The sequence below is a fragment of the Microbacterium sp. NPDC089188 genome (assembly GCF_040685155.1).
Lineage (GTDB): Bacteria > Actinomycetota > Actinomycetes > Actinomycetales > Microbacteriaceae > Microbacterium > Microbacterium galbum.
Map to the genome: position 1 here is coordinate 748623 of NZ_JBFBHH010000002.1, position 12569 is coordinate 761191.

Sequence of the window (12569 nt, forward strand, 5' to 3'; positions counted from 1 at the left end):
TCCATCGATCGAGGACGGGTCGGTCGGGACTCAGCCCTTGACCGACCCCTGGGTGAGGCCGCCGACGATGTAGCGCTGCAGCGACAGGAACAGGGCGAGGACCGGGATCGACGCGAGCACTGATCCCGCGGCGAACAGGCCCCACCGGGAGGTGAGCTGATTCGAGACCCATTGGTACATGCCGACGGCGAGGGTCCAGTTGTCCTCGGACACGAGGATGATGCGCGCCAGGATGTAGTCGCCGAAGGCGGCGATGAAGGCGAGCAGCGCGACGACCGCGAGGATCGGCGTGACCAGCGGCATGATGAGCTTCCAGAAGATCTGCGCGTGGGTCGCGCCGTCGATCTTGGCCGATTCGTCGATCTCGATCGGGATCGTGTTGAAGAAGCCGTACATGAGGAACGTGTTCGCGCCGAGCGCGCCGCCGAGGTAGACGCAGATGAGGGCGAGCTTCGAGTTGATGCCGAGCGCGGGCACGACCTCGCCGATGGTCAGGAGCATGAGGAAGATCGCCACGAACGCGAGCGCCTGGGGGAACATCTGCACGATGAGCAGGCCGGTGAGGCTCGCCCGCCGCCCCGAGAAGCGGAAGCGCGAGAACGCGTAGGCGCCGGCGGCGCCCATCAGCACCGCGCCGACCGAGGCGACACCGCCCACGAGGAGGGTGTTACCGACCCAGGTCCAGTAACTCGTGCCCGACAGGGCGGCGTAGTTCGAGAAATCGACCGCCGAGAACAGCGCGTTCGACGAGGCGAGGCTCCCGCGCGGGTTGAGCGAAGCGGAGAGCACGTAGACGAGCGGGAACAGCGCGTAGAAGGCGACGAGTGCGGCGACGGGGTACTTCCACCCGACCTCGGCGAGCCAGCGGCGCTTCTTCGCGGGGGTGCTGCGGGCGGCATCGTGTCCGGTGCCGCGTGCGGTGACGGTCATGCGAACTCCTCCAGCTTGCGGGTCTGACGGAAGGCCAGCGCCGAGATGGCGCCGACGACGACGAACACGACGATCGACAGAGCGCTGGCGAGGCCGTAATCCGCCGCTCCGCCCGAGACGCCGGAGATGTCGTAGATGGCGGAGATGAGGATGTCGGTCGAGCCCAGCGCGTAGGGCGCCCCGGGTATCGCGGGTCCGCCGTTGTTGAACATGTAGATGACGGTGAAGTTGTTGAAGCTGAACGCGAACGACGAGATCGCCAGTGGAGCGGTCGACACGAGCAGCAGCGGCAGCACGATCGAGCGGAACGAGCGCCAGCGGCCGGCGCCGTCGAGCTGCGCGGCCTCGAGGGTGTCGGACGGCAGCGCCTGCAGGGCGCCCGTGCAGACGAGGAACCAGTACGGGTAGCTCAGCCACACGTTCACCCACAGCACGGCGAGTTTCGCGAGCACCGGGTCGCCGAGCCAGTTGATGGGCAGGCCGAAGAAGAAGACGTCGTTGATGACACCGAACTCGGAGTTGAACATGCCGCGGAACAGCAGCGCCGACATGAACGCCGGGAACGCGTACGGGAGGATGAACAGGGTCCGCAGGAACTTCCGCGCCCGCACGCGCGGGTCGTTGAAGATCATCGCGAAGAGCAGCCCGAGGCCGAAGCTGATCACCACCGACAGGATCGCGAACGCGAACGTCCACCCGGTGACCGACAGCAGCGGCTGCAGCAGCGCGCCGTCGGTGAAGACGCGAAGGAAGTTCTCGAACCCCACGTTGACGTACCAGCCGGTGGGCAGGCTCTGCCCGTCGGCGGAGGTGAAGGTGCCGCGGTCGGTCGCGGTGTAGACCGTGCCCGTCGTGGTGTCGGTGATGGTCTGCGCCTGCTCGTCCCACACGAGCGTCGAGGTGTAGACCGTCGCGGTCGAGCCGTCGCGTGTGCGCAGCGCACCGTCGTTGGGGTCGTCGGACAGGGGCACCCGGAGACTCGCGGCGGCCTGCTGCACCGCGGGGTCGGTGAGCACGTCGGCACGCGGCACCACGGTCCAGCCCGACACCTCGGTCGGAGCGCCGCTCGCCCCGATCTCGCCCTCGACCGTCGCCAGGGGTTCGTCGGGTGTCCCCACGCGCACGACGTCGTCGTCGGCGATCGCGAGGCCGTAGGTGCCGAGGCGTTCCACCACGGCCATGGGGTAGGTGGCGGAGTCGTCGACCCGGCGCTCGCCCTGGATCAGGGTGGCGTCCACCGCCTGCGACTGGGAGCCCGCGTGACCGGTGCCGTAGTTCGTGAAGGCGATGTAGGCGGTGTAGCCGAAGATGAAGACCTGGAACGCGAAGAGGAAGATCAGCCCCGGCAGCAGGTACTTCAGCGGCAGGGCGCGCCGGGTGAAGTAGACGATGTCGGCGATGATCAGCAGCACGGCGGTGATCGAGGCCAGCAGCCAGGACTCGGCGCCGACGGCGGTGAGGATCGTCAGGATGCCGAAGGCGTTGACGACCGCCATGATCATGAGCTTGACGAGGAAGCCGACGCCGATGCCGCGGAAGCTGCGGGCGTGCGATTCGCGTGCCGGGAGGGGCGCGGGGGCGGTGGGGGCCGCGCCCGGGGGCGCGACGGGAGGGGTGACCGACATGGGTGCTCCGGATTCGTCGGGGTGGTACCGCGGGCGGGCGCGGGGGAACCGCGCCCGCCCACGGAGCGTGTCGTCAGCCGGCCAGCGTGCTCTGAAGGTCGGTGATCATCTGGTTCCACGTCGAGACGGGCTCGGCGCCGGAGATGATCTGCGCCTCGGCGGCGTTCCAGAGGTCCCACACCGACCCCATCTCGGGGATCGAGGGCATCGGCACGCCGTTCTGGGCCGAGGCGAGGAAGCCGGCGATGATCGGGTCGGAGGCGACCTCCTGGCCGAGCGAGGTGTAGGCGGGGATGCGCGGGTCGGCCTCATACAGGGCGCGCTGGGCGTCCTCGGTGCCGAGGTAGTTCACGAGGAACTCCGTCGCGAGCAGCGCGTTCTTGCTCTGCGCGCTGAGGTAGAAGCCCTGCACGCCCACGAACGGCGCGGCCGTCTCGCCGCCCGCGCTGGGAAGGGGGTTCACGGCGACGTCGATGCCCTCGAACGAGCTGATCGCCCACGGGCCCTGCACCGTGTAGGGCGCCTTGCCGCTCGCGAAGAGCTCGTTGTTGATGTCGTAGTCGATCGTGGTCGAGAGGTACCCCGCCTGGCCGTTGGTCGACAGCCACTGCGCGAAGCTCTCGCCCGGGGCCCCGCCCATGCCCACCTCGGACGTGTACGAGCCGCTGGCGTCCTGCACGAACACGGGGGCGCCGAAGGAGGTCTGCAGCCCGTACATCGTGTAGCCGTCGCCGGTCTCACCAGCGGTGTTGATGACGAACGGGCGCTCGGCCCCGGATGCCAGACCCCGCTGGATCATGTCGTCCCACGTGGCCGGCGCGTCGGTGCCGACGAGGGCGGTGTTCTGGACCAGGGCGACAGTCTCGAGGGAGTACGGCAGGGCGTAGAGCTGCCCGTCGTAGGTCATGGCCTCCAGCGCGACGGGCTCGAAGTTCGAGGCGGTGTCGCCGAGGTCGATCGTGTCGACGACGCCGGCCGCGACGAGGGCGCCGAGCCAGTCGTGCGCGCCGACGGTGATGTCGGGGCCTTCGCCGGTGGGGACCTGGGCGATGAAGTCGTTGCGGAGGTCCTCGAAGTTCTTCTGCACGAGCCGCACGGTCGCGCCCGTCTCCTCCTCGAACGCCTTCGCGGCATCGCCGATGGCCTGCTCGCGCTCGGCGTCGGTCCACACGACGATCTCGGGGCCGTCACCGCCCTGGGCGGAGTCGTCGCCGGATCCGCCGCCGGAGCAACCGGTGAGGGCGAGGGCCGAGACGGCGAGGATCGCCGCCGAGCCGAGGAGCGTGCGCCGGGGTGCTGTCATGCGCATGAGAGGTCCCTTTCTGTGCGACCGCAGCCATTGCGGTCGGTTCGGGTGACCGCGGTGGTCGCGGTCGGGTCGTGCGGGGTCGCGGTCCTCGCGGCCCGCTCACCCGGCCGCGTCGGTGCGGCCGGGTGTCGTTCGGAGTGGGATGCCGGCCCGTCAGGCCCGGCCGGCCTCCTCACGTGCGGTGCGGACGACGGCGATGCCGCCCGCGGGTACCGTCAGCGCGCCGTCCGTCGGTGCGCCGGTGAGCAGCTCGGTGCCGTCGAGGGCGAGGTCGACGGCGTCGTCGCGGTGGTTGACGACGAACGTGAAGTCGTGCTCGTCGGAGCTCCGCACGACCACCTCGCACCCGGCCGGGACGACGGATGCCGAGACCCCGGCGTCGGCGTAGGCGGCGGCCATCACGTGCGCGAGGCTGTCGGCATCCAGGCTCGTCGACACGTACCACCCGGTCCCGGCGCCGTACGCGTGCCGGGTGAGGGCTGCGCGCCCGGCGGCCGGACCGTCGACGTAGCGGGCCACGACGTCGGCCCCGTCGACGATGAGGTCCTCCGCCCAGGCGCGAGCGGTGAGGGCCGCGCCGTCGGCCCGCTCGAGGGTGATCGTCTCGCCCTCGCGGAGCGGGAGGAACTCTTCCACGCGCACGCCGAGCGCGTCGGCCAGAGGGGCGAGGTAGCCGCCCGGGTGCACGGCGTCGTTCTCGTCGACGATGCCCGAGAAGAACGACACGACCAGCGTCCCGCCGCCGCGGACGTAGGCGGCGAGGTTGTCGGCATCCGCTTTCGACAGCAGGTACTGGGCCGGGACGACGACCAGGCGGTAGCCCGAGAGGTCGTGACCGGGCAGAGCGAAATCGGCGGTGATGCCGTCGCGCCAGAGCTGCTCGTAGTACGCGCGCACCTGCGCCTGGTGGGTGACGTCGACCGAGGGACGCCACTCGAGGTCCTGCGCCCAGAACGACTCGAAGTCCCACAGCACCGCGGCCTCGGCCTGCACGCGTGCTCCGCGCACCTCGCCCAGGCGCCCGAGGGCCGTGCCGAGATCGACGACCTCACGCCACACCCGGGAGTCGGTGCCGGCGTGGGGGAGCATCGCCGAGTGGAACTTCTCCGCCCCGGAGCGGGAGGCGCGCCACTGGAAGAAGAGGATCGCGTCGGCGCCGCGGGCGAGGTGAGTCAGCGAGTTGCGGGCCATCTCGCCCGGGCGCTTGGCGACGTTGCGCGGCTGCCAGTTCACGGCCGAGGTGGAGTGCTCCATGAGGATCCACGGCGCACCCCCGCCGACGGACCGTGACAGGTCGGCGGCGATCGCGAGGCCCACGTGTCCATCGGGGTCGGCGGCCCAGAGGTAGTGGTCGTCCGAGACGATGTCGACCTCGCGGCCCCAGGCCCACAGGTCGGTGGTCCAGCTCTGGTTCGCCATGAAGTTCGTGGTGACCGGCTGCGTGGCGTGGGCGCGGATGGCATCCCGTTCGAGGCGGAAGCACGCGCGCAGCTGGTGGTCGGTGAAGCGCGCGAAGTCGAGGCGCTGCGCGGGGTTGACGACGCTCGGGGCGTCGGCGGGGGCGCCCACGTGCTCCCAGTCGCCGTAGTGCTGACCCCAGAAGGCGGTGCCCCAGGCCGCGTTGAGACCGTCGAGCGAGCCGTACCGCTCGCGCAGCCAGTCGCGGAAGGCGGCGACCGAGGTGGGGGAGTAGTCCTCGCCGACGGGCACGCCGTACTCGTTGTGCACGTGCCACATCACGACCGCGGGGTGCGTGGCGTAGCGGGCGGCGAGCGCGTCGGCGATGCGCGTGACGGCGGTGCGGTAGGCGGGGGAGGAGGGGGATGCCATGCCCCGCGAGCCGAAGCCCATCGTGCGGCCGTCGCGGGTCACGACCCGCGCCTCGGGGTGGGCGTGGAAGAACCACGCGGGCGGGGAGGCGGTGGGGGTGCCGAGGTCGACGTGGATGCCATTTGCGTGCAGCAGATCGAGGAGCTCGTCGAGCCAGGCGAAGTCGAAGACGCCCTCCCTGCGCTCGAGGAGGGCCCACGAGAAGATGCCGACGCTCACGAGGTTGACGCCGGCCTCGCGCATGAGGCGGACGTCCTCGTCCCAGACCTCGCGAGGCCACTGCTCGGGGTTGTAGTCACCGCCGTATGCGATGCCGTCGAGAGCGGGCCAGGGGGTAGCGCGGGTCATGACACTCCATCGGATCTTCGTGCGTCCCGGACTGGGACCGGTCACAGCCTCCGGCGGTCCGGCCGCATCGCGCAACAACGGGCCGATGTTCGTTACATAACTGTGACCGGTCCCAGTCTCGGCTCGGTGTCGGCATCCCGGACCGTCTCCCGGCCGATAGCATTCCCGCATGGAGCAGACCCCGACCGTTCGGCGCAAGCCGACGATCCGCGACGTCGCGGCAGCCGCGGGCGTGTCACGCGGCACCGTCTCGCGCGTCATCAACGGCGGCCACTGGGTGTCTCCCGATGCGCGCGCGGCGGTCGAGGATGCCATCGAGCGCACCGGCTACACCGCCAACCACGCCGCGCGAAGTCTCGCCACCGGACGCGCGGGGTCCCTCGCCTTCCTCATGACCGAGCCGCAGCACCTGCTCTTCGACGACCCGACCTTCGCCCTGCTGCTGCGCGGTGCCGCCGAGGCCCTCTCCAAGCGTCAGATGACGCTCGTCCTCCTCATCGCCGGCACCCCGGCCGAGCGCGCGAACGTCGCGCACTACGTCAGTGCCGGGCACGTGGACGGCGTTCTGCTCATCTCTTCGCACGAGGCCGATCCCCTGCTGGAATCCCTGATGGATGCCGGGATCCCCACCGTGGCGTGCGGGGTGCCCCTGGGGCATCGCAGCGAGGTGCTGAGCGTCTCCGTCGACGAAGCCGGGTCGGCGCGCACGATGACGGCGCACCTGCGGGCGCACGGGCATCGGCGGATCGCCATGATCGCCGGGCCCGACGACACGCCGGGCGGACGCTTCCGCCTCGTGGGGTTCCGCGACGAGATGGGCGACGACTTCGACCCGGAGCTGGTCGAGGTGGGGGACTACTCGCAGGACTCCGGTGCCGCGGCCATGGAGCGGCTGCTGGAGCGCGCTCCCGACATCGACGCCGTGTTCGCGGCATCCGACCTCATGGCGGCGGGCGCCGTGCAGACGCTGCGCCGCGCGGGACGACGGGTGCCTGACGACATCGCCGTCGCCGGCTTCGACGACTCGGGACTCGCCGCGACGCACGAGCCGCCCCTGACCACCATGCGCCAGCCGTGGGAGCAGCTGAGCGAGCGCATGGTCACCCTTCTGCTCGACGCGATCGACGGTCGCGCGGTCGAGCCGGTGGTGCTGCCGACGACGTTGGTCGTGCGCGCCTCGGCCTGACCGCCCGTCACACGCGCGGCCGTGTCGGAGCCTCCCCGTAGAATCTCCGAGTGACTTCCGGCCGATCCTTCTACATCACGACGCCGATCTACTACCCCAGCGACCTGCCCCACATCGGGCACGGGTACACGACGGTGGCCGTCGACACGCTCGCGCGCTGGCACCGCCAGGCGGGCGACGACACCTGGATGCTGACCGGCACCGACGAGCACGGGCAGAAGATGCTGCGCGCGGCCGCCGCCAACGGCGTCACCCCGCAGGAGTGGGTCGACAAGCTCGTGTCCGAGTCGTGGTTCCCGCTGCTCGACACGCTCGACGTCGCCAATGACGACTTCATCCGCACGACGCAGCCGCGCCACGAAGAGCGCGTGCAGCAGTTCGTGAAGGCGCTCTTCGACCGCGGCTACATCTACGCCGGCGAGTACGAGGCGCTGTACTGCGTGGGCTGCGAGGAGTTCAAGCCCGAGGCCGAGATCGTCGACGGCACCGGACCCTTCGAGGGCCTCAAGGTATGCGCCATCCACTCGAAGCCCCTCGAGCTGCTGCAGGAGAAGAACTACTTCTTCAAGCTCAGCGAGTTCCAGGACCGCCTGCTCGAGCTCTACAAGACCGAGCCCGACTTCGTGCGGCCCGAATCGGCCCGCAACGAGGTCGTCTCGTTCGTGCGCAGCGGTCTGAAAGACCTCTCGATCTCGCGCTCGGCGTTCGACTGGGGCATCACCGTCCCCTGGGACCCGTCGCACGTGATCTACGTGTGGGTCGACGCGCTGCTGAACTACGCCACCGCCGTCGGCTACGGCACCGATCCCGAGCAGTTCGCGCGTCGCTGGCCGGCGTTCCACGTGGTCGGGAAAGACATCCTCCGCTTCCACGCGGTCATCTGGCCGGCCATGCTGATGGCCGCCGGTCTCGACGTGCCTCGCGGGGTCTTCGCGCACGGCTGGCTGCTCGTGGGCGGCGAGAAGATGTCGAAGTCGAAGCTCACCGGCATCGCGCCGACCGAGATCACCGACGTCTTCGGTTCCGACGCGTACCGCTTCTACTTCCTCTCGGCCATCGCGTTCGGCCAGGACGGCTCGTTCTCGTGGGAAGACCTGTCGGCCCGCTACCAGGCGGAGCTCGCCAACGGTTTCGGCAACCTCGCGTCGCGCACGGTCGCGATGATCTCGAAGTACTTCGACGGTGTCGTCCCGCAGGCCGGGCCCTCGACCGCGCTCGACCTCGCGATCCAGAAGGTGGTGGCGGATGCCGCGACCGCCGCCGACGCCGCCATCGAACGCTTCCGCATCGACGAGGCGATCTCGGCGATCTGGACCATCGTCGACGCGCTCAACGGCTACATCACCGAGAACGAGCCGTGGGCGCTCGCGAAGGACGAGGCTCAGCGCGAGCGTCTCGGAACGGTCCTCTACACCGCGGCCGAGGGACTGCGCTCCCTGGCCGTGCTGCTGTCGCCCGTCATGCCCGCCGCGACCGCGAAGCTGTGGGTCGCCCTCGGTGCCGAGCAGGGCCTCGGCGCACTCGTCGATCAGCCGATCCGCGAGGCGGGCGCGTGGGGCCTGCTGCCGGCGGGTGCCGCGGTGACCCCGCTCACGCCGCTCTTCCCGCGCGTCGAGCAGGCGTGACGGCGATGCCTTCCGAGTCGGCGGCGGCCCCGGGGGCGTCGGCCGCGGAGTCGGCGTCGGCCCGGGGTGCAGCGGCGGCTCCTGAGCCCGTCGACGCCTCGGCCCCCCGGCCCGCCGCCGGTTCCGCCCCGGTCGAGCGCCCGCGCGGAACGATCGACGGCACCGACCCCAGTCAGTACGTCCGCGAGCGCTCCACCGACGGTCGGCGCGACGTCAGCTATCCGCCGGTGCCCGAGCCCCTCGGCATCCCGGTCTACGACAACCACACGCACCTCGAGATCGAGGATGGCGAGACCGGCCTGTCGCTCGACGAGCAGCTCGAACGCGCGCTCGCGGTCGGCGTACACGGGGTCGTGCAGGCGGGCGGCGACGTCGACTCCTCGCGCTGGTCGGCGTGGGCGGCGCGGTCCCACCCGCGCGTTCTCGCGGCGGTCGCGATCCACCCCAACGAGGCCCCCGTCTACGCGCAGGCGGGGGAGCTGGATGCCGCGATCGACGTCATCGACGAGCTCGCCGCCGAACCGCGGGTGCGCGCGATCGGCGAGACGGGACTCGACTTCTTCCGCACCGAGGCCGACGGCATCCCCGCCCAGATCCGCTCCTTCGAGGCGCACATCGCTTTGGCGAAGAAGCACGGCATCGCGATGCAGATCCATGACCGCGACGCCCACGAGGCCGTGCTCGAGACGCTCGAGCGCTTCGGCGCTCCCGAGAAGACGGTGTTCCACTGCTTCTCCGGCGACGCCGACATGGCCCGGATCGCCGCCGACCGCGGCTACTACCTCTCGTTCGCGGGCAACGTCACCTTCAAGAACGCGCAGAACCTGCGCGACGCCCTCGCGGTCACCCCGGTGGATCGCATCCTCGTCGAGACCGACGCCCCGTTCCTCACGCCGGCTCCGTACCGCGGCCGCCCCAACGCGCCGTACCTGATCCCCGTGACGCTGCGCTTCCTCGCCGCAGAACTGTCGATGGATGCCGACGAGCTCGCCGCCCGGGTCGCCGCGAACACCCTCGAGGTCTACGGCGCGTTCGAAGACTGACGCGAGCGCGGATCTCGGCGATTCGCGCATCCTCAGCCGAATGGCGACGGATGCCGCTGAGCTTGTGCAGATCGCAGAGATCACGCGGGCGCACACGACGCCCGAACGACGGAGGCCGGCACCCCGCAGGGCGCCGGCCTCTCGGCATCCGGGCTCAGGCCTTGGCGGCGTCCTTCGGCTTGCGGACGAACAGCGTCTCGGTCTGCTCGAGCTCCATGCCCTTCGTCTCCGGGATGCGCAGCAGCACGTAGACGAAGGAGAGGGCCGCGAACAGGGCGTACATGCCGTAGGTGAGCGGCAGCGACCAGCTCGACATGGCCGGGAACGACACCGTGATGGCGAAGTTGGCGATCCACTGGGCGCCGGCAGCGACGCCGAGCGCCTTGCCGCGGATGCGGCTCGGGAAGATCTCGCCGAGCAGCACCCACACCAGCGGTCCCCACGAGGCGCCGAATCCGACGACGAAGACGTTCGCGGCGACGAGCGCGACGCTGCCCCAGGGGGCGGGGAGCGACACGTCCTGGCCCGAGCCGGTGGCGAACGCGAAGGCGAGGGCCATCGCGCCCAGCGACAGCGTCATCAGCAGCGAGCCGGTGATGAGGATCGGCTTTCGGCCCACCCGGTCGACCAGGAAGATCGCGACGAAGGTCACGACCACGTTCGTGACCGAGGTGATGACGGAGATCAACAGCGAGTTGCTCTCGTCGAAGCCGACAGCCTTCCAGAGGGTCGTGGAGTAGTAGAAGATCACGTTGATGCCCACGAACTGCTGGAACACCGACAGCAGGATGCCGGTCCAGACGATGCCCTGCAGGCCCAGCACGGGACCTCGCAGCGAGACGTTCTTGTTCTTGCGGTCGGCCTCGATCGTGTTCGACAGCTCGTTCATCGTCTTGTCGAGATCGGCGGGCGGCACGAGGCGGGCGAAGATCGCCTTCGCCTCGTCGCGCTTGCCCTTCGCGAGCAGGTAGCGCGGGGATTCGGGAACGGTGAACGACAGGATGCCGTACACCGCCGCAGGGATGACGCCGACGAGGAACATCCAGCGCCAGGCCTCCAGACCCAGCCACAGCTGGTTGGCCGCGCCGCCGGCGGAGTTCGCCAGGAGCGCGTCGGAGAGCAGGGCGCCGAAGATGCCGAGCGTGATCGCGAGCTGCTGCAGTGACGCCAGCGAGCCGCGGATCTGACGCGGAGCCACCTCGGCGATGTAGGCCGGGGCCACCACCGACGCGATGCCGATGCCGAGGCCGCTCATGACACGCCAGAGGATCAGGTCGGGGACGCTGAAGGTGAGGGCGGCACCGATCGACGAGACGAAGAACAGCACGGCGCCGAGGAGCATGACCTTCAGTCGGCCCCAGCGGTCCGACAGGGCTCCGGCGACCACCGCGCCGACCGCGCAGCCCAGCAGCGCGACCGCGACGACGAATCCGGTCAGCACCTGGGTCAGTTCGAAGTTGCCCTCGACCGCGTCGACGGCACCGTTGATGACGGAGGAGTCGAATCCGAAGAGGAAGCCGCCGACCGCCGCCGCGACCGACAGGCCGATGGCTCGTCGCCCGTAGGGGCTTCGCAGGGTGAAGGCGTTTGCGGGGATCGACTGCGTTTGACTCACCTGATTACGCTACTCCCGGCTCGCGCTCGGCAAGGGTTCTGGCGGAGCCCTGACTACAGTGGAACAATGCCTGTTTCGCTGCTCGGTGCCGCCGAGATCCGTCGGCTCGCCGCCGACCTCGACGTGACCCCCACCAAGAAGCTCGGGCAGAACTTCGTCGTCGACGCCAATACGGTGCGCAAGATCGTGCAGGCGGCCCGGGTCACGGCATCCGACCGGGTCGTCGAGATCGGTCCGGGCCTCGGATCCCTGACGCTGGCGATCCTCGAGACCGGAGCCTCGGTCGTCGCCGTCGAGATCGATCACCGGCTCGCCGAGCGCCTCCCCGTGACCGCGGCGGCGCACGACGTGCCCGAGGGGCGCCTCCAGGTCATCGACGCCGACGCGCTGCGCGTCGACGAGTTGCCGGGCGAGCCGAGCGTGCTCGTCGCGAACCTCCCGTACAACGTGTCGGTGCCGGTGCTGCTGCACTTCCTCGAGACCTTCCCCTACCTGCAGCGCGGCGTCGTCATGGTGCAGGCCGAGGTGGGCGAGCGTCTCGCCGCCCCTCCGGGGTCGAAGGTGTACGGCGCACCGAGCGTGAAGGCGGCCTGGTACGGTTCGTGGCGCCTGGCCGGAACCGTGTCGCGCCAGGTGTTCTGGCCCGTGCCGAACGTCGACAGCGTGCTGGTCGCCTTCGAGCGGGATGCCGAGCCCCGCGGCACCGAGGAGCACCGGCTGCGCACCTTCCGGATCGTGGACGCCGCTTTCCAGCAGCGTCGCAAGATGCTGCGTCAGGCGCTGGCCGGGGTGCTCGGTGGCACGGCGGCCGACGCGTCCGCGCGCCTCGAGGCGGCGGGGGTCGGCCCGACCCTGCGCGGCGAGCAGCTCACGGTCGACGACTACGCCCGCATCGCCGCCTCGTCCTGACGCCCCGGCCGCCCGCGCCCCTCGCGCGACTCGCCGAGAATCGTCGCTTCGGGCTGCGCTCCCGCGACGATTCTCGGCGACGCGCGCGGCTCGCCGGGAGGGGAGACGCCCGTCAGGCAATTCTTGACGTGTTCACCACGCGTTCCTGA

9 protein-coding genes are annotated in these 12569 nt (G+C 70.3%); 4 read left to right on the forward strand and 5 right to left on the reverse strand.

What is annotated here, in order from left to right; translation table 11 throughout:
• Positions 1 to 30: 30 nt before the first annotated feature.
• From AB0N80_RS09760 to AB0N80_RS09775, 4 genes are all read right to left on the reverse strand, one after another.
• A complete protein-coding gene (locus AB0N80_RS09760) occupies positions 31 to 930 on the reverse strand; it encodes a sugar ABC transporter permease (RefSeq protein WP_363578618.1) in 900 nt (299 codons plus the stop codon).
• Positions 927 to 2555 carry an ABC transporter permease subunit gene (locus tag AB0N80_RS09765; protein ID WP_363389534.1) on the reverse strand — a complete coding sequence of 543 codons (1629 nt, stop codon included), beginning with the start codon at positions 2553 to 2555 and terminating at the stop codon, positions 927 to 929. The genes AB0N80_RS09760 and AB0N80_RS09765 overlap by 4 nt, the downstream gene beginning before the upstream one ends.
• Before the next feature lie 73 nt (positions 2556 to 2628).
• Entirely contained in the window at positions 2629 to 3864 is a 1236-nt protein-coding gene (locus AB0N80_RS09770) for a maltose ABC transporter substrate-binding protein (protein WP_315994646.1), read from the reverse strand.
• Positions 3865 to 4017: 153 nt separating this feature from the next.
• Complete coding sequence (locus tag AB0N80_RS09775; protein WP_363578619.1) at positions 4018 to 6042, reverse strand: beta-galactosidase; 2025 nt, start codon at positions 6040 to 6042, stop codon at positions 4018 to 4020.
• A gap of 169 nt (positions 6043 to 6211) precedes the next feature.
• Here AB0N80_RS09775 and AB0N80_RS09780 point away from each other — a divergent pair, with 169 nt between their 5' ends.
• From AB0N80_RS09780 to AB0N80_RS09790, 3 genes are read left to right on the forward strand one after another with little or no spacing between them, the layout of a single operon-like run.
• A complete protein-coding gene (locus AB0N80_RS09780) occupies positions 6212 to 7228 on the forward strand; it encodes a LacI family DNA-binding transcriptional regulator (RefSeq protein ID WP_315994644.1) in 1017 nt (338 codons plus the stop codon).
• A gap of 50 nt (positions 7229 to 7278) precedes the next feature.
• Positions 7279 to 8853 carry a methionine--tRNA ligase gene (metG, locus tag AB0N80_RS09785; protein WP_363578620.1) on the forward strand — a complete coding sequence of 525 codons (1575 nt, stop codon included), beginning with the start codon at positions 7279 to 7281 and terminating at the stop codon, positions 8851 to 8853.
• Positions 8854 to 8858: 5 nt separating this feature from the next.
• On the forward strand, positions 8859 to 9896 hold the full coding sequence (locus AB0N80_RS09790) for a TatD family hydrolase (protein WP_363578621.1): 1038 nt from the start codon (positions 8859 to 8861) through the stop codon (positions 9894 to 9896).
• Between the two features lie 154 nt (positions 9897 to 10050).
• On the opposite strand, the gene AB0N80_RS09795 is transcribed toward AB0N80_RS09790, so the two are convergent.
• A complete protein-coding gene (locus AB0N80_RS09795; protein WP_315994641.1) occupies positions 10051 to 11511 on the reverse strand; it encodes a sugar porter family MFS transporter in 1461 nt (486 codons plus the stop codon).
• A gap of 66 nt (positions 11512 to 11577) precedes the next feature.
• Here AB0N80_RS09795 and rsmA point away from each other — a divergent pair, with 66 nt between their 5' ends.
• Positions 11578 to 12420 carry a 16S rRNA (adenine(1518)-N(6)/adenine(1519)-N(6))-dimethyltransferase RsmA gene (gene rsmA, locus AB0N80_RS09800; protein ID WP_363578622.1) on the forward strand — a complete coding sequence of 281 codons (843 nt, stop codon included), beginning with the start codon at positions 11578 to 11580 and terminating at the stop codon, positions 12418 to 12420.
• Positions 12421 to 12569 lie beyond the last annotated feature (149 nt).

Coding starts and splice junctions, on each gene's coding strand:
- AB0N80_RS09760 (WP_363578618.1), bottom strand. CDS start 930: ATGACCGTCACCGCACGCGGCACCGGACACGATGCCGCCCGCAGCACC.
- AB0N80_RS09765 (WP_363389534.1), bottom strand. CDS start 2,555: ATGTCGGTCACCCCTCCCGTCGCGCCCCCGGGCGCGGCCCCCACCGCC.
- AB0N80_RS09770 (WP_315994646.1), bottom strand. CDS start 3,864: ATGCGCATGACAGCACCCCGGCGCACGCTCCTCGGCTCGGCGGCGATC.
- AB0N80_RS09775 (WP_363578619.1), bottom strand. CDS start 6,042: ATGACCCGCGCTACCCCCTGGCCCGCTCTCGACGGCATCGCATACGGC.
- AB0N80_RS09780 (WP_315994644.1), top strand. CDS start 6,212: ATGGAGCAGACCCCGACCGTTCGGCGCAAGCCGACGATCCGCGACGTC.
- AB0N80_RS09790 (WP_363578621.1), top strand. CDS start 8,859: ATGCCTTCCGAGTCGGCGGCGGCCCCGGGGGCGTCGGCCGCGGAGTCG.
- rsmA (WP_363578622.1), top strand. CDS start 11,578: ATGCCTGTTTCGCTGCTCGGTGCCGCCGAGATCCGTCGGCTCGCCGCC.